The organism is Actinomadura harenae, assembly GCF_003696215.1.
Classification (GTDB): Bacteria; Actinomycetota; Actinomycetes; order Streptosporangiales; family Streptosporangiaceae; genus Spirillospora; species Spirillospora harenae.
The window spans coordinates 32,495-52,579 of sequence record NZ_RFFG01000049.1; the positions used below are offsets into that span (position 1 = coordinate 32,495).

Below are 20,085 nucleotides of genomic sequence, written 5' to 3' on the forward strand. Positions count from 1 at the left end.
TCAGTAGGTGAAGGGCAGGTGCTTGATGCCGTTGATGAAGTTGGAGTAGAGCCGGTCGGGTTCGCCGGTCGCGCGGATCTCCGGGACGCGTTCGAACAGCTCGCGGAACATGACGGTGATCTCGCGGCGGGCGAGGTTCGCGCCCAGGCAGAAGTGCGGGCCGGGGCCGCCGAACCCGACGTGCGGGTTCGGCGAGCGCAGGATGTCGAACCGGTCCGGCCGTTCGAAGACCGTCTCGTCCCGGTTCGCCGAGTTGTAGAACAGCAGCACCTTGTCCCCGGCGCGGTACCGGTTGCCGTTCATCTCGTGGTCGCGGGTCAGCGTCCGGCGGAACTGGATCACCGGCGTCGCCATCCGGACGATCTCCTCGACCGCGCCCGCGATCCGCCCGTCGAAGTCGGCCAGCAGCAGCTCCCGCTGCCCCGGGGCGCCGGTCAGCAGCCTCAGCCCGTGCGCCATGGCGTTCCGGGTCGTCTCGTTGCCCGCCACGACCAGCAGGATGAAGAACGAGCCGATCTCCTGGTCGGTCAGGGACTCGCCGTCCACGTTCGCGGTGGCCAGCGCCGACACCAGGTCGTCGGCGGGCGCGCGGCGGCGGCGCCGGGCCAGCCTCATCGCCATGTGGTTCAGCTCGTACCCGGCCGTCAGCCCGGCGGCGAGCCCGTACAGGACGCCGGTGCGGGTGATGCCGGTCCGGGCGAACTCGCGTCCGCCGCTGTACTCGGGGTCGCCGATGCCGAGGATGATGTTCGTCCGGTCGTAGACCATCGCCCGGTCGGCCTCGGGGATGCCCATCATGTCGCAGATGACCTGCACCGGAAGGCGCGCGGCGACGTCGGTGACGAAGTCGCCCGAGCCGTGGCCCCGCCCGGGGCCCCGGGCGATCAGGTCGTCCACGATGCGGCGGGCGCTCGCGCGGAGGCCGGTCTCGGTGCGGGCGAGCATGCGCGGGGTGAACGCCCGGGACACGATGCGGCGGAGCCGGGCGTGCCGCGGGTCGTCCATGTTGATCATCGAGCCGAAGTAGCGGCTCAGGTAGCCGGGCAGGTCGGCGATGCTGTTCGAGCAGGGCTCGCTGCTGAACACCTCCGGCGTCCGGCTCGCCTCCACGACGTCCGCGTGCCGGACGAGTGCGTGGTAGCCCGCGCCGCGGCGGATGAACGGCAGCTTCAGCTCCGTGAAGAACGCGGGCCGGTCACGCCGCCTGAGCTCGGCGAACACCGCTTCGCGCGCGGCCGGCGGACGGGCCCAGAAGGCCGGGTCGGACAGGTGGCCGGTCAGGCCGGTGTCGTGTGCGGCGGCCGTCGTCATCCTGCAGCACCCCCGGGAACCCGAGTCGCGTTCGGTTCTCCCTATCGAACTCGGGCCCCGGGGGTCTCGTCAACAGCCCGCCATCACCTCGCCGCCGCGATGCGCGCGGTGCTACGCAGGCGCGAGGACGGTGCGGCGCAGGGCCGTCCGCTCCACGGCCGTCCAGATCGCGGACGTCAGCAGGTACACGCCCGCCGCGAGCGGAACGAACACCGCGACGACCACGGTCCCGAGCGACAGCAGCCGCACCCAGGCGCTGGGCGCGTGCCGCGCGGACCACCAGGCCACCGCCGCCAGCGCCACCAGCAGGCCCGCGAACACCAGTCCGGCGGGCGTGAGCAGGCCCGCCCCGGCGACCGCGACGGCGTTCTGCCCGAGCGGCACCGAGAACAGCGTGTGCGCGAGCAGGACGTTCTGGTGCCCGGCGATCATCGCCGACCGGAACAGCGTGTACAGGACCATGAAGAACGGGAACTGGAGCACCATCGGGCCGATGCCGGTCAGCGGCGAGGCGCCCTCCCGCTCGTACAGCGCGGCCATCTCCCGCCGCAGCCGCTCGGGATCGCGGCGGTGCCGCTCGCGCAGCCGGGTCAGCTCCGGGAGGAGCGCGGAGCGGGCCCGCTCACCGCGCGCCGCCCGCACCGCGAGCGGCAGTAGGAGCGCCCGGACGGCCAGCGTGACCACGACGATCGCGAGGACGGCGCCGAGCCCGCCCACCATCGGGTCGAAGGCCAGCGTCAGCCACTTGACCAGGGCGTACGCGCCCTCGACGGGCATGTCGAACAGGGACAAGGAACACTCCAGGGCTTGAAGGGACGATCAGTGCGAGAGCCTGATCGCCCTTCCGGGAGCCCGGGGACGCGGCCGTCCCGCCGCGTCGGGGTCGCGCTGGGGCAGGAACGCCGTGCGCAGCGTCCGCTCGCGCAGGGTCGTCCGGACGCGTCCGAGGGCGGGGCCGCCGTCGGACCGGACGGCGCGCGTCGCCGCGAGCACCACCAGCCCCGCGACGGCGGCGAGCGACGCCACGATCACCAGCCGGGGCAGGTCGCCGCCGGAGAGGCCGGACGCGCCCGCGAGCAGGACGGCGGGCACGACCATCAGCCACACCAGAAGGTGCGGCAGCCGTGTGCCCGTTTCCCGCCTCATACCGACATCGACGTTCCGCCCGCATCGCAGGTTCCCGGCGATTCGCCAGAAATCCGAATCGCCCGGAAGGTCAGGCCGCCAGGAGGAGAAGCGTGGTGGCGGTGAGGACGGAGAGGGCCGTGGCGTTCTTGACCCAGGTCATGCGCGCGGCGATCAGGGCGTCCCGCTCGCGGGAGCGGGCCCAGTAGGTGAGGGCCGCGCTGAGGGCCCGCCCGGCGCCGAACGCGACGCCCGCCAGCAGCGTCGCCGGGGCGCTCAGGTGCGCGAGCAGCAGCCCGAGCGCCAGGACGTACGGGGACGACGCCGACACGTACGTCCGGACGCCGGTGCCCATCTCGAAGCCGAACCGGAGCGATCCCGTCCGCAGCCGGTGCATGAGCACCTCCTGCGGGATCTGCCGCGAGTTCTGCGGCAGCGGCAGCCGGACCAGCCCGGCCTCGCGCGCCGCCGCGACCGCCGCGACCAGGACGGTCAGCGCCGCGCGGGCCGTCGTGGGCACGGGCGCGGCCAGCCCGGATGCCAGCCAGACCACTCCGGCGCTCAGCGTGCCCCCGAGCACCAGCCCGAGGGAGAAGACGGCCAGGACCTCGCCCTGCCGTATCGGGGCCCGCCAACCTGGCGAGAACAGCACGGATTCGCTGTTACGCGTTCAAACCGATCCGGACAGCGCGAACCCGGCCAGGGCCCCGACCGCCGCCCAGCACAGCACCGTGGCGTCCAGCGCCCCGGCGGCGACCGCCAGCAGCGCCAGGGCCGCGACCGGCAGCAGCGGCTCGGTCAGGCCCCGGCGCAGCCGTCCCGCAGGGAGGGCGGTCAGTTGTAGCACGCGACCGCCTTGCGGCAGATCGTCTTGTACCAGTTCCCGCGCTGGGACTTCTTCCAGCCGTCGTGGCACCGCCAGGTGACGCCCTTGCGGCAGTTCCCGCAGCTTTTGGACACCTTCCAGAGCCAGCCGTCCCACTTGCCGCCGTAGCACTGGTTCGGCCGGAGCTTGTAGCGGTGCGGGTCGGACACCCCGGACCGGTGGTAGCCCTTGTACTTCCCGCTCGTCCGGCAGCACACCGAGCACACCAGGCTCGGCCCGCAGCCCGGCGAGCACCCGACGCTCGGCTCGCCCGGCGGGCAGTGCGGATAGATGTCGTAGTAGCCGCCGCTCAGGCTGTAGCCCTCGGCGAGCGCCTGCCGCGCGGGCGGCAGCAGCCCGACGGCGTTCAGCCCGGCGGCGGCCCCGGCCGCCGCGATCCCCGCCAGCATCCCGCGCCGGGCGGGCCGGAACCGCGGCCCCTCCTCGGACACGGGACGGCGGCGCACCCGTTCCGCTCCGGACGGACGCGGCCCGCGCAGCGGCGGAACGTCCTCAAGCTCGATCATCGCGCACCTCCGACTCCCTCCGGTTCCAGCAGTTCACGCAGTGATCCGGGCGATCCGACCGGGGCCGCCCGGCCGACCCGCCCGTCCTCGGTCAGCACCACCGCGAACGGGGTCGCGGGGACGCGGTAGTCGTCGAACAGCCCGGCGCCCTCGTGCGCCAGGACGGTCACGCCGGGCGCGGCGGCGACGGGCGCGGGGCCCGCGAACACCGCCCGCAGCGGCGGCTCGGCCAGCGACAGGACCTCCTCGCAGACGCCGCAGTCGCGGTCGAGGAAGAGCACCAGGCCGGGGCCGAGCCGGTCGAAGCCGGGCGCGGCGGCGCCGGTCTCCGGGCCCGCCGCGGGACGCGCGGGGGCGGTGCGACCCGTCCCGGACAGGGTGTGGACCTGCCGGACCAGGCCCGCGACCACCAGGGCCAGCAGCAGGATCGCCACCCACGACAGCAGCAGCGCGCTGGTCTGAAAACTCACCCGAGACTCCCTTCGGAGACGTCCATGGCGCGGGGGAGGACCCAGAGGAGCACCCCGAGCGCGGCGCCCGCGACGATCCCGGAGGCCGTCGCGCCGCCGAGCGGGGGCGGCGAGGCCAGGGCCCCGCCCAGGGCCAGGACGGCCAGTCCGGCGGCCCGTGCCACGACCCACGCCGACATCGGCGTCGAGAGGTCGCCGCCGCAGCCGCAGGGCACGCGGACCGGCCGCGTCCGGGTCACGTACGCGGCATAGGCCGCGTAGAGGACGAACAGGGCGGTCGCGGCGGCCAGCGCGGCGTGGGCCAGGTCCGTCCGGCGGAGGGCCAGGCCCAGCAGGAGGACGCCCAGCACCCCGACCTCGGCCGTCACCGCCAGGGACGCCACGGGCGGCGCCAGCCGGGACGGCACGGCCGCCTGCGCCCGCAGCGCGGCCGCCAGGGACCGCCCGCGCAGGTGCCCGGCCAGGGACAGGACGAGGACGAGCGGCACGGCGGCGGTCCCGGTCAGGGCGGCGAGCCCGGCCATCAGCGGACCGCTTCGACCGACAGCGACGCGAGCCGTCCCGGGACGCGCCGGACCTGCTCCTCCTCCGGCAGGACGGTCACCAGCAGCCGGCTCAGCGCGAGCAGGAAGTAGGGGCCCTGGCCGTCCACGGTGTCCTGGAACAGCTCGCCGCCCGCGACGGACGCGCCGCGCCAGCCCGGCAGCCGCCTGCGCGTCTCGGAGGTCAGCGCGGTGATCTCCAGCAGGCCGAGGCCCGGCACCTCCTTGACCAGCTCGGCGGGCTCGGGCATCGAGACGTGCCGCGCGGCGGGCGCGACGCTGATCCCGTCGTCGTGCTCGGTCAGCCGCAGGGAGGAGAGGAACGCCACCGCGTCGGACGGCCGTCCTCCGTAGAGGTGGGTGAAGACCGCGAAGCGGCGGCCCTCCCAGACGGCGGCGAGGGCGACGTCGCGCTGCCCGGTGTCGGGGTCGCGGACGGGCGCCGCGTGGCCGACGCGCAGCCTGCCGCCCTGGACGCGGAACTCCTGCTCGAACCGGGGGACGCCGATGTCCTCGGCCCAGGCCATCGCGTCCGGCCGGGTGCCGCCGGACATCTCGTGGAGGCGCCCGGCCGCGGTGATCCGGGCGACCGAGGTGAACGGCCGTCCGAGGTCGTGATCGCCGCCGCTGAGCCGGACGCGGGTGCCGTCAAGGGATCGGTGGATGACCTGGTGTCCCACGGTTCGTCACCTTTCGCCGGAAAGCCGCCTTTGGGACGGAATGAGACCGTCGTGACGGAGATCACAATACGTGCGCCCTCCGCCCGGGAGAGGTAAACGTGCCGGAAGTGGTCATGTGGAACACCCGGTAAATTGAGGTCGTGAACCGCTCCCAGCTGACCGTCCCGCCCGAGGGGACGCCCGTCCCCGAGGCCCATCCCGACGCGCCCCTAGGGGAGCCGCTCGGCCCGCACTACGAGCAGTGCTTCGGCTGCGGCCCGGGCCATCCGACCGGGCTGCACCTGGAGGCCGTGAGCGAGGACGGGCTCGGCGTCTCGGCCAGGTTCACCGTCGGTGACGTCCACCAGGGCGCGCCCGGTCTCGCGCACGGCGGCGTTTTGGCCACGGCGATGGACGAGGCGCTCGGTATGGTCGTGTGGCTGCTCCGCAAGCCCTATGTGACCGGACGGCTGGAGACCGACTACGTGCTCCCGGTCCCGGTGGGCACGACGCTGTACATCCGGACCCGCTGCACCGGCGTCGCCGGCCGCAAGGCGTACCTGGAGGCCGAGGCCCGGATGGACGCCGTGGACGGCCCGGTCGCGGTGCGCGCGGCGGCCCTGTTCGTCGAGGTCCCGGTGGCGCACTTCGAGCGGCACGGCGACGGCGTCGGCGGCATGAACGGCGCCGACCTCGGTGGCCGGGTCAATCCCTGAGAAGACGACGAGAGTGGGGAGCGCGCCCGTGAGCGTGGACGTCCTTTTGAAGCGGCTCGACCCCGGGCTGCCCGCGCCGTCGTACGCGCACGCGGGCGACGCGGGCGCCGACCTGTTCGCCGCCGAGGACGTGGACCTCGCCCCGGGGGAGCGGCGGGTCGTCCCGACCGGGGTCGCGATCGCCCTTCCCGACGGTTACGCGGCCTTCGTCCACCCGAGGTCGGGTTTGGGCGCTAAGTTTGGGGTGACCATCGTCAACGCACCCGGTACGGTCGACGCCGGCTATCGGGGTGAGATCAAGGTGACCCTGCTGAACACCGACCAGCGTGCCGCCGTCCGGTTGCGGCGCGGGGACCGCATCGCCCAGCTGGTCGTCCAGCGGGTGGAGCGCGCGGTCTTCCACGAGGTCGCCGAACTTCCCGGATCGTCACGCGGAGCGAACGGTTTCGGCTCCACGGGCGGATTCGCGGACAACCAGCACAGTCGAGAAGGAGTGTGAGTCGTGGCTTTTGGACGTCGCCGGCGGGACGACGAGCCCGCGAAGGGCACGGAGAACGCCGCCGAGGAGGCCGTCGAAGCCGCTGAGGCCGAGGCCGAGGAGGCGACCTCCGACGGGGAGGGCGCCAAGGGCGGCCCGTGGGACTCCGAGGACTCCCACCCCGAGATGCAGCGCCTCGACTTCGGGTCCCTGCGGATCCCGGTCGCGCCGGGGCTCGGGTTCCAGGTGAACTTCGAGGCCACCCAGGTGGACGAGGAGGGCAACCCGCTCGACGGGCGGCCCGTCGCCGTCCTCGTCCAGTACGAGGAGAGCGCGATGCAGCTCCAGGTGTTCGCGGCGCCCAAGCGCAGCGGCATCTGGGCCGAGGTCCGGCGCGAGACCGCCCAGGACATCACCGAGAACGCCGGTGGCCAGGTCCAGGAGGTCGAGGGGCCGTTCGGCGACGAGCTGCTGGCGATGGTGCCCGCGGCCCTGACCGAGGAAGTCCTGGCCGAGATGCCGGACGAGGTCAAGGAGCAGATCCCGCAGGAGTTCATCGAGCAGGGCTGGGCTCCGCAGATCATCCGGTTCGTCGGTGTCGACGGCCCGCGCTGGTTCCTCCAGGCCGTGGTGCAGGGCGCCGCGATCGAGGACGAGGAGCAGTGGCAGGTCCTCGAGGACGTGCTGAGCGGCGTGGTCGTCGTCCGCGGCGAGTCCCCGATGCCCCCGCGCGAACTGCTGGAGCTCCAGATCCCGAAGGAGTTCTCGGAGGCCGGCGAGGAGCAGGACGAGGAGAACGAGGAGACGTTCAACCCGTTCGAGCGCGGCCCGGAGATCACCGAGGTCCGCTGACCTCCAGGGTTTCCCGGAGGGCCTGTCGCGCGCGTGCGCGGCGGGCCCTCCGCCTTTTCCCGACCTCACCTGGCCGCCCCCGGCCCGTCACCTCCGCGGACCTTGCCCGGACGGCGGTTCGGAGGGTCAATCAGGTCATGTCGAAACGCACACGCAAGCGTCGCACCCGGAAGCGGAGCAAGTCGAACAAGGGACGGCGTCCCTGCGCGCGCCACTGACGGCGCCGCGCACCAGGGGAACGCCCACGGCCAGGGCGGCCGCGGCGAGACCGGCGCTCAGCCACACGGGCGCGCGGTAGCCGAGGCCGCCGTCCACCGCCAGACCCCCGAGGACGGGACCGGCGGCCGCGCCCACGTTGAGCGCGGCCGTCGCGAACGCGCCCGCGAGGGTCGGCGCGTCCGCGGCCGCGTAGAGCGCGCGGGCGATCAGCGTCGAGCCGACGCCGAAGCCCAGCGCGCCCTGCGCGAACACCAGCGGGACGACCGCCGCCGGGACGTCCGCGAACGCCGCGAGCGCGGCCCATCCGGCGGCCAGCGCCACGCCGCCGCCCGCCAGGACCGTCCGGGGACGGGTGTCGGCGAGCCGCCCGGACGCCGCGACCCCGGCGGACGAGCCGAGCCCGAACACCGCCAGCAGCGCGGGGACCCAGGCGTCCCCGAACCCCGCGACGCCCGTGACCAGCGGCGCGAGGTAGGTGAAGGCGCAGAACGTCGCGCCGTTGACCAGGGCGCCGACGCCGAGGACGAGCAGGACGCCCGGGCGGCGCAGCACGCGCAGCTCCGGCCGGACGCCCGTCCGCGGGGACGGCTCGTCCGGCACGGACGTCATGATCGCGACGAGCGCGGGTGCGGACACCAGGGCCACGGCCCAGAACGCCGCGCGCCATCCCCACAGGTGGCCGAGCAGCGCCCCGGCCGGGACGCCCGCGACGCAGGCGAGGGTGACGCCGCCGAGGAGCGTCGCGGTGGCGCGGCCCTTGGCGTCCGGGCGGACCATGGAGACCGCGGCCGCGACGGCGACCGCGAGGAACCCGGCGTTCGCGAGCGCGGCGACCACCCGGGTCACCAGCAGCACGGCGAAGCTGGAGGTCAGCGCCCCGGCCACGTGGACGGCGAGGAACGCGGACAGGAACAGCAGCAGCGCCCGGCGGCGCGGCCACCGGCGCGCGAGCACCGCCATCAGCGGCGCGCCGACGATCATCCCGGCGGCGAACGCCGAGGTCAGGGTCCCGGCGGTCCCGACCGGGACGCCGGTGTCGCGGGCGAGGTCCGGGAGCAGCCCGGACAGCATGAATTCGGAGGTCCCCTGCGCGAAAACGGCCAGCGCGAGGACGTAGAGGGCGAACGGCACGACGACTCCGTCATGAAGGCATGAGAAACGGAAGCGGAGGGGCCGTGAGGACGGCCACCGCGAGGGAGCCCGCGCGAGAACGGCGTGCGCGTTCGCGGGAAGGCGAACAGGCCGCGCGTGACGGCGGGCGAGCGGAGCGCTCTACGCGATGGTCAGGACGCCGGCGGGGCGGTCATGGCGTTCGGCGGGTCGTCCATGGGGACGCGGCCGCGCCGGTCAGCGGAAGGACCGGGCCGGTCGGCGGGAGATGGCCACCGCGTGGGGTGGCCGGCGTCTGGACGCCTCGGGTGACGACACGCGCCCCACCCTACGCCAGGCGCTCGAGCACCGTCATGTCGGTTTCGTCCAGCTCGAGGCGGACGGCCGCCATGTTCTGCTCCAGATGGGTGAGCGACGCGGTGCCGGGGATCTGCACGAGCGTGGGTGAGCGCCTCAGGCCCCAGGCGAGGGCGACCTGGTAGACGGTCGCGCCGTGCCGCAGGGCGACCTCCCGGAGGCCGCCGTCGGTGAAGCGCACGCGGCCGCCGCCGAGGGACGTGTGGGCGACGTAGGTCACGTTCGCCTCGGCGCACGCGTCCACCAGGGACGCGTCGCTCTGGTCGAGGACGCCGAACCGGTTCTGGACGGCGGCGACGGGCGCGACCGACCGGGCCTCGTCGAACTGCGCGCGCGTGACGTCCGAGACGCCGAGCCCCCGGACGAGGCCCTCGGCGCCGAGGGCCGCGAGCCGCGCGAACCGGTCGCCGAGGGGTTCGTCCGGGCGTCCCGCCTGGAGGTACACGAGGTCCAGGGCGTCCAGGCCGAGTTCGCCGAGGTTCTGTTCGACGGCGGCGCGGACGTCCTGCCCGGGGCCGACCTTCGTCGCGATCGTCAGGCCGTCCGGGTAGGGGCGCAGCGCGCGGCGCAGGATGTCGTTCGCCCGGCTCGTCCCGCGCGTGTAGAACGCGGCGGTGTCGATGTGTGTCACGCCGAGTTCGACGGCGCGCCGCGCCACCGCGACGGCCGTCGTGCGGTCCACCGGGATCCGTCCCGGCATTCCGGGCAGCCGCATGGCGCCGAGCCCCAGCCGCCGGATTCTGCCCCCCATGGCAGACATCTTCCCAGCTCGCCGGGCCGCGCGCCGTTCCGTCCACCCGTTAGGGCATGGGTCGGGCGGCCGGGGGACCGCCCTCTACCCGATCGTCGCGGCGGCGCGGTCGATGTCCTCGGTGCGGTACAGGTGCTCGGGGATCTCCGCGAGCCGGGACGGGTGGACCTGGTCGCCGAGGCCGTAGAACTTCTGGAAGCTCATGATGAGGGGACGCCAGCGGTCCGGGTCGATGCGGTTCTCGTGGCCGTCCATGGTGATGGACGGGTGGACGTGGACGCGCCGCACGCGGACCTCGAAGACGGTGCCCCAGCCGCCCAGGTCCTCGGCGAGCGGGCGGGCCTTCTCGACGACGGCCTCCATGGTGACGGGGCACTCGGCCACGCGCGGCGGCCGGACGGTCTCGGAGGCGACGGGCGTCAGACCCGAGACGCCGAACTTGTCCCGGACGTGCCGGTAGCCGCGTTCGGCCTTGCCGGGCGAGACGGGGTCGGAGCCGGTCGTCTTGGCAAGCCGGTCCACGGCGCCGGCCTGCGCCGTGGAGGGCAGGTTGATCGTGCACTCACCGGTCGCGAGCATGTTCCGGGTCGTCTTGGACGCGGTGCCCATGCCGAGGACGCAGCGCCATCCGAGCCAGAAGGCCGAGGACATCGGCGCCAGGTTGGGGTGACCGTCGTCGTCGGCGGTGCCCAGCAGGACCACAGGGGTTCCCAGGTAGAGGATGGACGGTTCGATGCCGATGTGCTCCATCCGCCCAGGATCGCGCCGGGTCCGGCCCGTCGCTGGCGGTAATCCGACGTCACGTTCCCGCTTCGGAGCAGTGCTCTCGAAATTGTCTGCTGATCTTTTCCGTGGCACACTCGACCGCATGAACGCGAGCCGCACCGCAAGGGAACGGGCCAGGGCCGAGCTCACCCGGGAGATCAAGGAGGAGGCGCGGCGGCAGCTGGCCGCGTCCGGCGCGCAGGGGCTGTCGCTGCGCGCGGTCTCGCGCGAGCTGGGCATGGTGTCGTCCGCGCTGTACCGCTACTTCCCGAGCCGGGACGAGCTGCTCACCGCGCTCATCGTGGACGCCTACGACACCGTCGGCGAACGCGGCGAGAAGGCCGACCGCGACGCCGCAGGGGACGGGTTCCGCGCGCGCTGGCGGGCCGTCTGCCACGCCCTGCGGAACTGGGCGGCCGAGCATCCGCACGAGTACGCGCTGATCTTCGGGTCGCCGGTGCCCGGCTACGCCGCCCCCGAGGACACCATCGCCCCCGCGGCGCGCTTCCCGCAGGTCCTCATCGGCATCGCGCAGGACGCGGCGGCCGCCGGACGGCTCGACGCCACGGGCCCGGCCCCGGAGGGACGGCTCGCCGGGCAGCTCGCCGCGATCATCGAGTCCGGCGCGCCGGACGTCACGTCCACCGCGATGGCCCGGCTCGCCGCGTCCTGGTCGCAGCTCACCGGGATGATCGGCTTCGAGCTGTTCGGCCAGTTCGCCAACACCCTCGACCCGGCCGACGAGTTCTTCGCCTACGCCGTCGACCGCATGGCCGACGACCTCGGCCTCCCCGCCTAAGACGGCCCGGACGGCTTGCCGGTGTCGATGCGGTAGCGGTGGTCCAGGTTCGGCGGGCCGAGCCTGGACGTGCGGGACGTGCCGTCCGGGGCCATGCCGTGGCGTTCGTAGAAGGAACGGGCGCGGGTGTTCACGTCGAGCACCCACAGCACCATCGCGGGGACGCGCGCCGGGAGCTCCTCGAGCGTCCGGCGCATCAGGGCCGTCCCGATCCCGCGCCGCCAGCTCGCCGGGCCGAGGTACATCATGTACAGCTCCCAGGCGTGCTCGGGCCCCAGGTCGTCGTCGCGCGGCGGGCCGGAGCAGGCGAACCCGGCGACCTCGCCGTCCACGTCCGCGACGAGGACGGTGAGCCCGGAGCCGGGCGCGGTGCGCTCGCGCCACCTGCCGTGCCACGCGGTCCAGTGGAGGGCGTCGAGCTCGGCGTCCGGGATCACGCCGCGGAACGCCGTCCGCCAGGCGTCCACGTGCACCTTCGCGATGGCCTCGGCGTCCCCGGGGGTGGCGTGCCGCACGTTCATAGGATGATCATGCCCGATCCGGTCCGCCGGGGGCAGGGGGCGGGGGACGCCTTGGGGAAGGTGCGGGGGACGCCCCCGGGGGCAGGGTCAGCGGACGCCGCGGGGGCGGAACTGGACGCTGACGCGCGGGCCGAGCGGACGCGCCGACTTCGGGACGGCGTGCTCCCACGTCCGCTGGCAGCTGCCGCCCATGACGATCAGGTCGCCGTGCCCGAGGTCGTGCCGGAGCGTCGGGCCGCCCCCGCCCGCCGGGCGCAGGAGCAGCGGACGCGGCGTGCCGAGCGACACGATCGCGACCATCGTGTCCTCGGTGCGGCCGCGCCCGATGCGGTCGCCGTGCCAGGCGACGCTGTCGTGCTCGTCCCGGTACAGGCACAGGCCCGCCGTCCGGAACGGCTCGCCGAGCTCCTCGCGGTAGTGCGCGCTGAGCAGGTCGCGCGCCTCGGAGAGGGCGGGGTCGGGCAGCGGGTCGGTCTCGCCGTAGTGGGCGAGCAGGCGCGGCACGTCCACGACGCGCTCGTACATGCGCCGTTGCTCGGCCCGCCACGGGACGTCCGCCATCAGCCGCCCGAACAGCGCGTCCGCGCCCGCGAGCCAGCCGGGGCGCAGGTCGATCCACGCGCCATGGGCGAGCGTCGTCCGCCGCACGCGGGACCCGAGTTCGCGCGGCCCGGCCTCGGTCCCGACGTCCAGCAGCGACCCCTGGAAGACACTGTTCATACCCGCATCCTATCGAACTCATGTTCGATCATCGCGGGAAAGGGGGGTGCGGGCGGCCCGCGCACCGCCCGATCATGGGGGCATGGACTCGGTACGGATCAGGCCCATGACCCCCGACGACCTGCCCGCCGCCCGGCGCGTGTCCTTCGCCGCGTTCCTCGTGGGCGACGGCCTGCCCCGGCGGGTGGGAGAACCCGAACCCGAACCGCCGGACGAGGACGGCGTCCGGCGCTGGATCGCCAAGATGGGCCACCTGCTCGCCGCCGATCCCGCCGGATGCCTGGTCGCCGAGGAGGACGGCGAGATGGCCGGATGCGCGATCTCCCAGAACCGGGGCGGCCTCTGGTACCTGTCGGTCTTCGCCGTCCGCCCGGGACTCCAGGGGAGGGGCGTCGGGAAGCGGCTCATGGACGCGGTGCTCGCCCACGCGGACGGCCGCCCCGGCATGCTCTCGGCGACCGCGCATCCGGGCGCGACCCGCCGCTACCGCCTCGCGGGCTTCACGCTGCACCCGATGATGCGCATGGTCGGACGCGTCGACCGCTCCCGCCTCCCCGCGATCGACGGCCTCCGTGACGGCCGCCCCGGCGACCTGGCCTGGATGGACGAGCTGGACGAGCGCCTGCGCGGCGCGGGCCACGGCCCCGACCACGTCCACCTGCGGGAGAACGCGCCCCTGATCGTCTCGGACGACCCCGGGCGGCGGCCCGGCTACGTCTACCTCGACGAGGTCTGGGACCGTCCGATGCTCCTGGCCGCCGGGGACCCCGAGACGGCCGGGAGACTGCTGTGGGAGGCGCTCGCGCGGACGAAGGGCGAGACGATCGTCAACCGCATCACCGTCGCGAACCACTGGGCGGTGGACGTCGGCCTCGCCGCGCGCCTCGACATCCGCCAGCAGGGCTACCTCGTCCTGCGCGGGATGTCCGACCCCGCGCCGTACCTGGCCGAGACCCACTTCCTCTAACCGCGCACCGCCTTTGGACGCGCACCGCCTCTAACCGCGCACTGCCTTTGGACGCGCACTGCCTCTAACCGCGTGCGTCGCCCGTGCCCGTCAGGCGGGCGGCCAGGCGGACGCGGAGATCGGTGAGCCGCGCGATCTCCGCGTCCAGCGCCGCGAGCCGCGCACTCGCGATCCCGCCACCGGCCGGATCACGGCCCGCCGCTGCGCCGTCCGTGCAGGAGGCGGCGCGGCCGTCGACCAGGCCGTCGAGCCGGTCCGCGACGCGGGCCAGGTCCTCGACGGTCAGGCCGACGGACAACAGATCCCGGACGATCCGGACGCGCCGGACGTCGCGCGGGCCGTACTCCCGTTGCCCGGACGCCGTGCGGACCGGCGGCGGCAGCAGGCCGCGCTCCTCGTAGAAGCGCAGGGCGCGTGGTGTCGTGCCCGCCGCCGCTGCCGCGTCCCCGATCCGCATGGGCCCACCTCTCAGACCTCCACGACCACCGAGCCCAGGTGCCCGCCGGCCATCAGTTCCTCCAACGCGCGAGGCGCGCTCTCGATGCCCCGGAACCGCGTGTGCGGGAAGGTGATCTCGCCCGCACGCAGCCAGGCCCCGAAGCGGCGCGTCCACTCGGCGCCCGACTCCAGGTCCACCGGGAGGACGCCGCGCACCGACGTCCGCTTGCGGATCAGTTCGAAGAGGTCGAACTCGACGGTCGCGGACGCGGCGGAGCCCTCCGGCGCGAGCTGCGCGGCGAGCGTCCCGACGAGCGCGATCCGGGCGTCCTCGCCGGTCACGCGGAGCGCTGCGCGGAGCTGGTCGCCGCCGACGTTGTCGACGACGACGTCGATGCCGTCCGGCGCGGCCTTGCGGAGGCCCTCGGCCGTCGACGCGTCCTCGCGGGACAGGACCGCGTCGTAGCCGAACTCCGAGACCAGGCGCGCGGCCTTCGCCGGGGAGCCGCTCGTGCCGACGACGCGTCCGGCGCCGAGCAGCCGCGCGATCTGCCCGGCCAGCGATCCGACGCCGCCCGCCGCGCCCGTGACCAGCACGGTCTCGCCCGGACGGACCGGCGCCTCGCGCGTCAGCGCCGAGTACGCCGCCACGCCGGGCGCTAGGTGGGCGGCCGGGTCGGGCAGCTTGCCGTCCAGCCGCACATACTGCCCCTCGGGCAGCAGCGCGTACTCGCGCCAGCCGAGCCAGTGCGACACCAGGTCCCCCGGCCGGACGGACGCGTCGTCCGGCGCGGACACGACCTCGCCCACGGCCGCGCCGACCAGGGTGTCGCCGGGCCGCAGCCGGGGCAGCGGCGTCTCGGTGTCGCCCGCGCCAACGAGAATGCGCAGACCGGGAAAGACGTGGAACACCAGATTCCGGACGAGCACGCCGTCGCCGTCCGGGACGGGCGTCTCGACGATCTCGAAGTCGGACGGCCGGGGCAGCCCGGCGGTCTGGGAGACAAGGCGGATCTCACGCATCACGAGTACTCCTCGAAGGGTTCGGGAACCGGGCGACGCTAACCCCTGACGTGCGCGTCAGAGGCAAGTCGTTAGGGGTGCGTTAAGCGCTCGCGGGGGCGCGCTAAGGACGCGTCAATGCGCATCAAACAGGGACGTACCAGGCGCTTTACTCCACGTGTGCCCCCGAAGAGAGGGGGCTCCCGGACACACCGAGGAGGACAGCGATGGAGCGCCTGGAGCAGGCCGCCTGGCCGATGGCCGGCGGAGTTCTGACCGTCTTCGTCCTCGCCGTGGTGCTGAAGTCCGCGCCGTGGCCCTGGGGGTACGCCGCCGTCGCGGTGGCCGTCGGGACCTTCGCGGCCCGCGTCCCGCTCTTGGCGGCCGCCGGGCTCGGCGTCGCGGGCTGGGCGTTCGCCACCGGCTTCGACGTGCGGGGGAGCGGGGACCTCGGGGTCTCCGGCTCCGCCGACGCCTGGCGCCTGGCCGGCCTCCTGGCGGTCGGCCTGGCGGCGACGCTCACCGCGTCGGCCCGCGCCTGGGCCGGTGCGCCCGGACCGGCCGGACGGCGCGTCCCCACCGCCGGTTCCGCGGTGGCCCCCCGCCCCGCGGCGGACGCGCCGGTGATCACCGCCGTCCCGTCCGGAGGGGCGCTGAACTGCGACGATGGCCTGCGTCAGGCGCTGGCCGGACTCGCGTTCGACGTTCCGCCCGCCCCGTGCGGATGCGGCTCGGAGCACCCGGTGCCCGCCGTCCCGGCCCCGGCCGGGCCGGTGCACGCGGTGCCGCGTCAGCGCGCGCCGCGCTCGGCGACGCGCCAGGAGGCGCTCCGCACGCCCGGTGACCGGATCCGGCGCGGCGCGGCCGGGGGCCCGCCCTCCCCGGGATCTTCGACAAAGGAAACCGAAAGCGATGAGTGACGTCGAGTTCGTCCTGCTGACACTGGTGGTCTTCGCCGTGCTCGGCCTGCTGGTGAAGGGCGTGGAGAAGCTGTGACCGCCGAGAACGTGGTCGGGCTCGTCCTGGCCGCCGTGCTGTTCGTCTTCCTGATCGCGGCCCTGCTGTACCCGGAGAGGTTCTGATGAGCACGACCGTCGCGGGAGTGCTGTTCGCGGCCTCCCTGGTGGTCGCGATCGCGGTCGTCTACCGGCCGCTCGGCGACTACATGTACCGGGTGTACGCGGGCACGCGGCACTCGCGGTTCGAGAGGGTCCTGTACCGGCTGATCGGGGTCCGCCCCGACGCCGAGCAGACCTGGGGCGTGTACGCCCGCAGCGTCCTGGCCTTCTCGGTGGTGAGCGTCCTGTTCGTGTACCTGCTCCAGCGGGTGCAGAACCACCTGATGCTGTCGCTCGGGTTCAAGCCCGTGGCGTCCGACCAGGCGTGGAACACGGCGATCAGCTTCACCACGAACACCAACTGGCAGTCGTACTCCGGCGAGGTCACGATGGGCCACGTGGTCCAGATGGCCGGGCTCGCCGTGCAGAACTTCGTGTCGGCCGCCGTCGGCATGGCCGTCGCGATCGCGCTCGTCCGGGGCTTCGCCCGTAAGAAGACCGACCAGCTCGGCAACTTCTGGGTGGACCTCACGCGCGGCGTGATCCGGATCCTGCTGCCGATCGCGTTCGTGGGCGCGCTCGTCCTCATCGCGGGCGGGCTGATCCAGAACTTCGGGTCCGGGCACGACGTCACGACCCTCGCGGGCCAGACCCAGCACCTCACCGGCGGCCCGGTGGCCTCGCAGGAGGTCATCAAGGAGCTCGGCACCAACGGCGGCGGCTTCTACAACGCCAACTCCGCCCACCCGTTCGAGAACGCCGCGACCTGGACGAACTGGTTCGAGATCTTCCTGATCCTGTGCATCCCGTTCTCGCTGTGCCGCACGTTCGGGCGGATCGTCGGGCAGAACCGGCAGGGCTACGCGATCGTCTCGGTGATGGCCACCCTGGCGGTCATCAGCCTGATCCTCACCAACGTGTTCCAGCTGATGCACCACGGGACGGTCCCGATGGCGGCCGGCGGGGCCATGGAGGGCGTCGAGACCCGCTTCGGGGTGTCGAACTCGGCGACGTTCGCCACGGCGACCACGCTGACCTCGACCGGGGCCGTGGACTCCTTCCACGACTCCTACACCAGCCTCGGCGGCATGATGACGATGTTCAACATGATGCTCGGCGAGGTCGCGCCCGGCGGCACCGGCTCCGGCCTCTACGGCATGCTCGTCCTCGCCGTCATCACGGTGTTCGTCGCGGGCCTCATGGTCGGCCGCACCCCCGAGTACCTCGGGAAGAAGATCGGCGCGCGCGAGATGAAGTTCGCGTCGATGTACTTCCTCACCACGCCCATGCTCGTGCTGTTCGCGACCGGGCTCGGCCTCGCGCTGAACGCGGGCCGGGACGGGATGCTGAACAGCGGCGCGCACGGCCTCAGCGAGGTCCTGTACGCGTTCACCTCGGCGTCCAACAACAACGGGTCGGCGTTCGCCGGGCTCTCGGCGAACACGCCCTTCTACAACACGGCCACCGGCCTGTGCATGGCGTTCGGGCGGTTCGTCCCGATCGTGTTCGTCCTGGCGCTCGCCGGGTCGCTCGCCAGGCAGGGGAGCACCCCCGAGTCGGACGGCACGCTGCCCACCCACCGGCCGCAGTTCGTCGGCCTGGTGGCGGGCGTCACCCTCATCCTCGTCGCCCTCACCTTCCTCCCCGCGCTCGCGCTGGGGCCGCTGGCCGAAGGAATCCACTGATGACCACACAGACCCTCGAGGCCCCCAGCCCGGCTCCCCGGCCGCGGCCCCCGGCCAAGGTCAAGGGCGGGCTGCTCGACCCCAGGCAACTGCTGAAGTCCCTGCCGGACGCCACCCGCAAGCTCGACCCGCGCACGCTGTGGCGCAACCCGGTCATGCTGATCGTCGAGATCGGCGCGGTCTGGACGACGATCCTGGCGTTCGTCCACCCGAGCTTCTTCGCCTGGGCGATCGTCGTGTGGCTCTGGCTGACCGTCATCTTCGCCAACCTCGCCGAGGCCGTCGCCGAAGGGCGCGGCAAGGCCCAGGCGGACGCGCTGCGCAAGGCCAAGACCGACGCCACGGCGCGCCGCGTCCTGGACTGGAAACCGGGCGCGACCACGCTCCGCGAGGAGGAGGTCGGCGCGCCGGACCTGCGGCAGGGCGACGTCGTGGTGGTCGAGGCCGGGCAGATCATCCCCGGGGACGGCGACGTCGTCGAGGGCATCGCCTCGGTGGACGAGTCGGCGATCACCGGCGAGTCCGCCCCCGTCATCCGCGAGTCCGGCGGCGACCGGTCCGCGGTCACCGGCGGCACCAGGGTGCTGTCGGACCGGATCATCGTGAAGATCACCCAGAAGCCGGGCGAGTCGTTCATCGACAAGATGATCGCCCTGGTGGAGGGCGCGAACCGGCAGAAGACGCCGAACGAGATCGCGCTGAACATCCTGCTGGCCGCGCTGACCGTCATCTTCGTGATGGCCGTCGCGACCCTCCAGCCGATGGCGATCTTCTCCAAGGGCAACAACCCGGGCGTCGCGGACTCGCTGTCGCTCGACTCCAACGGCGTCACCGGCGTCGTCCTGGTGTCGCTGCTGGTCTGCCTGATCCCGACGACGATCGGCGCGCTGCTCAGCGCGATCGGCATCGCGGGCATGGACCGGCTCGTCCAGCGCAACGTCCTGGCGATGAGCGGACGCGCCGTCGAGGCGGCGGGCGACGTCAACACGCTGCTGCTCGACAAGACCGGCACGATCACGCTGGGCAACCGGCAGGCGTCGGAGTTCGTCCCGGTGGACGGCGTCCCCGAGGACGAGCTGGCCGACGCGGCGCAGCTGTCCAGCCTCGCGGACGAGACGCCCGAGGGCCGCTCGGTCGTCGTCTTCGCCAAGGAGCGCTACGGCCTGCGCGAACGCCAGCCCGGCGAGCTCGCGCACGCCGAGTGGGTGCCCTTCACGGCGCAGACCCGGATGTCCGGGGTGAACGTGGACGACCGTGAGCTGCGCAAGGGCGCGGCGAGCGCGGTCGCCGACTGGGTGCGCGAGAAGGGCGGGACGGTCCCCGGGCGGCTCGGCCAGATCGTGGACGGCATCTCGGCGTCCGGCGGGACTCCGCTGGTCGTGGGCGAGTCGGCGGACGGCGAGACCAGCGTCCTCGGCGTCATCCACCTGAAGGACGTCGTCAAGGCCGGGATGCGCGAGCGGTTCGACGAGATGCGCCGGATGGGCATCCGGACCGTCATGATCACCGGCGACAACCCGCTGACCGCCAAGGCGATCGCGGAGGAGGCGGGCGTCGACGACTTCCTCGCCGAGGCCAAGCCGGAGGACAAGCTCGCCCTGATCAAGAAGGAGCAGGACGGCGGGCGCCTCGTCGCGATGACCGGGGACGGCACCAACGACGCCCCCGCGCTCGCCCAGGCCGACGTCGGCGTGGCGATGAACACCGGGACCTCGGCCGCCAAGGAGGCCGGGAACATGGTGGACCTGGACTCCGACCCGACCAAGCTCATCGAGATCGTCGAGATCGGCAAGCAGCTGCTCATCACGCGCGGCGCGCTGACCACGTTCTCCATCGCCAACGACATCGCCAAGTACTTCGCCATCATCCCGGCGATGTTCGTGGCGCTGTTCCCGGGCCTGGACGCGCTGAACATCATGCGGCTGCACAGCCCGCAGAGCGCGATCCTGTCCGCGGTCATCTTCAACGCGCTGATCATCATCGCGCTGATCCCGCTCGCCCTGCGGGGCGTGGTGTACAAGCCGTCGAGCGCGTCCAAGCTGCTCAGCCGGAACCTGTACGTCTACGGCATCGGCGGGATCGTCGCCCCCTTCATCGGCATCAAGATCATCGACCTGCTCATCCAGTTCCTTCCGGGGATGTCCTGAC

Annotated in this window: 25 protein-coding genes; 9 read left to right on the plus strand and 16 right to left on the minus strand. The window is 73.5% G+C overall.

The window, feature by feature from the left end:
• The 9 genes from EBO15_RS25155 to EBO15_RS44425 all read right to left on the minus strand — a co-directional run bounded on the left by EBO15_RS25155 (position 1) and on the right by EBO15_RS44425 (position 5,520).
• Positions 1-1,311: a cytochrome P450 gene (locus tag EBO15_RS25155; protein WP_122196905.1), complete on the minus strand. Its 1,311-nt coding sequence runs from the start codon at positions 1,309-1,311 to the stop codon at positions 1-3.
• A 111-nt stretch (positions 1,312-1,422) separates the two neighbouring features.
• The gene (locus EBO15_RS25160; RefSeq protein ID WP_233616420.1) at positions 1,423-2,103 is read right to left on the minus strand and encodes a YidC/Oxa1 family membrane protein insertase; all 681 of its coding nucleotides are present in this window, start codon (positions 2,101-2,103) and stop codon (positions 1,423-1,425) included.
• 27 nt (positions 2,104-2,130) lie between these two features.
• Positions 2,131-2,457, minus strand: coding sequence for a DUF6412 domain-containing protein (locus EBO15_RS25165; RefSeq protein ID WP_122196906.1), 327 nt, complete (start codon positions 2,455-2,457; stop codon positions 2,131-2,133).
• Between the two features lie 70 nt (positions 2,458-2,527).
• Positions 2,528-3,088: a hypothetical protein gene (locus tag EBO15_RS25170; protein WP_122196907.1), complete on the minus strand. Its 561-nt coding sequence runs from the start codon at positions 3,086-3,088 to the stop codon at positions 2,528-2,530.
• Positions 3,089-3,106: 18 nt separating this feature from the next.
• On the minus strand, positions 3,107-3,283 hold the full coding sequence (locus EBO15_RS44420; protein WP_158628351.1) for a hypothetical protein: 177 nt from the start codon (positions 3,281-3,283) through the stop codon (positions 3,107-3,109).
• Positions 3,271-3,828, minus strand: coding sequence for a hypothetical protein (locus tag EBO15_RS25175; protein ID WP_122196908.1), 558 nt, complete (start codon positions 3,826-3,828; stop codon positions 3,271-3,273). Before EBO15_RS25175 ends, EBO15_RS44420 begins: the two co-directional genes overlap by 13 nt.
• Complete coding sequence (locus EBO15_RS25180) at positions 3,825-4,298, minus strand: hypothetical protein (RefSeq protein WP_122196909.1); 474 nt, start codon at positions 4,296-4,298, stop codon at positions 3,825-3,827. Before EBO15_RS25180 ends, EBO15_RS25175 begins: the two co-directional genes overlap by 4 nt.
• Positions 4,295-4,822 carry a MauE/DoxX family redox-associated membrane protein gene (locus EBO15_RS25185; RefSeq protein WP_122196910.1) on the minus strand — a complete coding sequence of 176 codons (528 nt, stop codon included), beginning with the start codon at positions 4,820-4,822 and terminating at the stop codon, positions 4,295-4,297. The genes EBO15_RS25180 and EBO15_RS25185 overlap by 4 nt, the downstream gene beginning before the upstream one ends.
• Positions 4,822-5,520 carry a hypothetical protein gene (locus tag EBO15_RS44425; RefSeq protein ID WP_158628352.1) on the minus strand — a complete coding sequence of 233 codons (699 nt, stop codon included), beginning with the start codon at positions 5,518-5,520 and terminating at the stop codon, positions 4,822-4,824. The genes EBO15_RS25185 and EBO15_RS44425 overlap by 1 nt, the downstream gene beginning before the upstream one ends.
• Before the next feature lie 140 nt (positions 5,521-5,660).
• Between EBO15_RS44425 and EBO15_RS25195 the strand changes: the two genes are divergently transcribed.
• The 3 genes from EBO15_RS25195 to EBO15_RS25205 are packed head-to-tail and all read left to right on the plus strand — an operon-like array spanning position 5,661 to position 7,545.
• Positions 5,661-6,215, plus strand: a complete 555-nt coding sequence (locus EBO15_RS25195; protein WP_122196911.1) for a PaaI family thioesterase — start codon at positions 5,661-5,663, stop codon at positions 6,213-6,215.
• A gap of 28 nt (positions 6,216-6,243) precedes the next feature.
• Positions 6,244-6,714, plus strand: coding sequence for a dUTP diphosphatase (dut, locus tag EBO15_RS25200; RefSeq protein WP_122196912.1), 471 nt, complete (start codon positions 6,244-6,246; stop codon positions 6,712-6,714).
• 3 nt (positions 6,715-6,717) lie between these two features.
• Positions 6,718-7,545: a DUF3710 domain-containing protein gene (locus tag EBO15_RS25205; RefSeq protein WP_122196913.1), complete on the plus strand. Its 828-nt coding sequence runs from the start codon at positions 6,718-6,720 to the stop codon at positions 7,543-7,545.
• A 135-nt stretch (positions 7,546-7,680) separates the two neighbouring features.
• On the opposite strand, the gene EBO15_RS25210 is transcribed toward EBO15_RS25205, so the two are convergent.
• The 3 genes from EBO15_RS25210 to EBO15_RS25220 all read right to left on the minus strand — a co-directional run bounded on the left by EBO15_RS25210 (position 7,681) and on the right by EBO15_RS25220 (position 10,732).
• Entirely contained in the window at positions 7,681-8,895 is a 1,215-nt protein-coding gene (locus EBO15_RS25210) for a Cmx/CmrA family chloramphenicol efflux MFS transporter (RefSeq protein ID WP_122196914.1), read from the minus strand.
• A gap of 307 nt (positions 8,896-9,202) precedes the next feature.
• Positions 9,203-9,982 carry an aldo/keto reductase gene (locus EBO15_RS25215; RefSeq protein ID WP_233616421.1) on the minus strand — a complete coding sequence of 260 codons (780 nt, stop codon included), beginning with the start codon at positions 9,980-9,982 and terminating at the stop codon, positions 9,203-9,205.
• An 84-nt stretch (positions 9,983-10,066) separates the two neighbouring features.
• A complete protein-coding gene (locus EBO15_RS25220; protein WP_122196916.1) occupies positions 10,067-10,732 on the minus strand; it encodes a flavin reductase family protein in 666 nt (221 codons plus the stop codon).
• A gap of 118 nt (positions 10,733-10,850) precedes the next feature.
• Between EBO15_RS25220 and EBO15_RS25225 the strand changes: the two genes are divergently transcribed.
• Positions 10,851-11,546, plus strand: a complete 696-nt coding sequence (locus EBO15_RS25225) for a TetR/AcrR family transcriptional regulator (RefSeq protein WP_122196917.1) — start codon at positions 10,851-10,853, stop codon at positions 11,544-11,546.
• Here EBO15_RS25225 and EBO15_RS25230 read toward each other — a convergent pair.
• Positions 11,543-12,067, minus strand: coding sequence for a GNAT family N-acetyltransferase (locus tag EBO15_RS25230; protein WP_122196918.1), 525 nt, complete (start codon positions 12,065-12,067; stop codon positions 11,543-11,545). The genes EBO15_RS25225 and EBO15_RS25230 overlap by 4 nt on opposite strands.
• An 87-nt stretch (positions 12,068-12,154) precedes the next feature.
• Positions 12,155-12,787, minus strand: coding sequence for an alpha-ketoglutarate-dependent dioxygenase AlkB (locus EBO15_RS25235; protein WP_122196919.1), 633 nt, complete (start codon positions 12,785-12,787; stop codon positions 12,155-12,157).
• Positions 12,788-12,869: 82 nt separating this feature from the next.
• On the opposite strand from EBO15_RS25235, the gene EBO15_RS25240 reads away from it, so the two are divergent.
• Positions 12,870-13,754 carry a GNAT family N-acetyltransferase gene (locus EBO15_RS25240; RefSeq protein WP_199744793.1) on the plus strand — a complete coding sequence of 295 codons (885 nt, stop codon included), beginning with the start codon at positions 12,870-12,872 and terminating at the stop codon, positions 13,752-13,754.
• Positions 13,755-13,818: 64 nt separating this feature from the next.
• Here the strand turns inward: EBO15_RS25240 and EBO15_RS25245 are convergent, their stop codons facing one another.
• Both EBO15_RS25245 and EBO15_RS25250 read right to left on the minus strand, forming a co-directional pair.
• On the minus strand, positions 13,819-14,211 hold the full coding sequence (locus EBO15_RS25245) for a MerR family transcriptional regulator (RefSeq protein WP_122196921.1): 393 nt from the start codon (positions 14,209-14,211) through the stop codon (positions 13,819-13,821).
• Between the two features lie 11 nt (positions 14,212-14,222).
• Positions 14,223-15,215: an MDR family NADP-dependent oxidoreductase gene (locus EBO15_RS25250; RefSeq protein WP_122196922.1), complete on the minus strand. Its 993-nt coding sequence runs from the start codon at positions 15,213-15,215 to the stop codon at positions 14,223-14,225.
• A gap of 206 nt (positions 15,216-15,421) precedes the next feature.
• Here EBO15_RS25250 and EBO15_RS25255 point away from each other — a divergent pair, with 206 nt between their 5' ends.
• From EBO15_RS25255 to kdpB, 4 genes are all read left to right on the plus strand, one after another.
• Positions 15,422-16,114: a hypothetical protein gene (locus EBO15_RS25255; RefSeq protein WP_122196923.1), complete on the plus strand. Its 693-nt coding sequence runs from the start codon at positions 15,422-15,424 to the stop codon at positions 16,112-16,114.
• A 72-nt stretch (positions 16,115-16,186) separates the two neighbouring features.
• The gene (gene kdpF, locus EBO15_RS25260; RefSeq protein WP_122196924.1) at positions 16,187-16,276 is read left to right on the plus strand and encodes a K(+)-transporting ATPase subunit F; all 90 of its coding nucleotides are present in this window, start codon (positions 16,187-16,189) and stop codon (positions 16,274-16,276) included.
• Positions 16,276-17,937: a potassium-transporting ATPase subunit KdpA gene (gene kdpA / locus EBO15_RS25265; RefSeq protein ID WP_122196925.1), complete on the plus strand. Its 1,662-nt coding sequence runs from the start codon at positions 16,276-16,278 to the stop codon at positions 17,935-17,937. Before kdpF ends, kdpA begins: the two co-directional genes overlap by 1 nt.
• Positions 17,937-20,084, plus strand: a complete 2,148-nt coding sequence (gene kdpB / locus EBO15_RS25270) for a potassium-transporting ATPase subunit KdpB (RefSeq protein WP_122196926.1) — start codon at positions 17,937-17,939, stop codon at positions 20,082-20,084. Before kdpA ends, kdpB begins: the two co-directional genes overlap by 1 nt.
• Position 20,085: the final 1 nt, after the last annotated feature.

Excerpts from the sequence above, each read along its gene's own strand:
- EBO15_RS25175 (WP_122196908.1), bottom strand. The coding sequence starts at position 3,828 with ATGATCGAGCTTGAGGACGTTCCGCCGCTGCGCGGGCCGCGTCCGTCC.
- EBO15_RS25185 (WP_122196910.1), bottom strand. The coding sequence starts at position 4,822 with ATGGCCGGGCTCGCCGCCCTGACCGGGACCGCCGCCGTGCCGCTCGTC.
- EBO15_RS25250 (WP_122196922.1), bottom strand. The coding sequence starts at position 15,215 with ATGCGTGAGATCCGCCTTGTCTCCCAGACCGCCGGGCTGCCCCGGCCG.
- EBO15_RS25240 (WP_199744793.1), top strand. The coding sequence starts at position 12,870 with ATGGACTCGGTACGGATCAGGCCCATGACCCCCGACGACCTGCCCGCC.
- EBO15_RS25230 (WP_122196918.1), bottom strand. The coding sequence starts at position 12,067 with ATGAACGTGCGGCACGCCACCCCCGGGGACGCCGAGGCCATCGCGAAG.
- EBO15_RS25220 (WP_122196916.1), bottom strand. The coding sequence starts at position 10,732 with ATGGAGCACATCGGCATCGAACCGTCCATCCTCTACCTGGGAACCCCT.
- EBO15_RS25215 (WP_233616421.1), bottom strand. The coding sequence starts at position 9,982 with ATGGGGGGCAGAATCCGGCGGCTGGGGCTCGGCGCCATGCGGCTGCCC.
- EBO15_RS25165 (WP_122196906.1), bottom strand. The coding sequence starts at position 2,457 with ATGAGGCGGGAAACGGGCACACGGCTGCCGCACCTTCTGGTGTGGCTG.
- EBO15_RS25245 (WP_122196921.1), bottom strand. The coding sequence starts at position 14,211 with ATGCGGATCGGGGACGCGGCAGCGGCGGCGGGCACGACACCACGCGCC.
- kdpA (WP_122196925.1), top strand. The coding sequence starts at position 16,276 with ATGAGCACGACCGTCGCGGGAGTGCTGTTCGCGGCCTCCCTGGTGGTC.
- EBO15_RS25155 (WP_122196905.1), bottom strand. The coding sequence starts at position 1,311 with ATGACGACGGCCGCCGCACACGACACCGGCCTGACCGGCCACCTGTCC.
- EBO15_RS25225 (WP_122196917.1), top strand. The coding sequence starts at position 10,851 with ATGAACGCGAGCCGCACCGCAAGGGAACGGGCCAGGGCCGAGCTCACC.
- kdpB (WP_122196926.1), top strand. The coding sequence starts at position 17,937 with ATGACCACACAGACCCTCGAGGCCCCCAGCCCGGCTCCCCGGCCGCGG.
- EBO15_RS25255 (WP_122196923.1), top strand. The coding sequence starts at position 15,422 with ATGGAGCGCCTGGAGCAGGCCGCCTGGCCGATGGCCGGCGGAGTTCTG.
- EBO15_RS25235 (WP_122196919.1), bottom strand. The coding sequence starts at position 12,787 with ATGAACAGTGTCTTCCAGGGGTCGCTGCTGGACGTCGGGACCGAGGCC.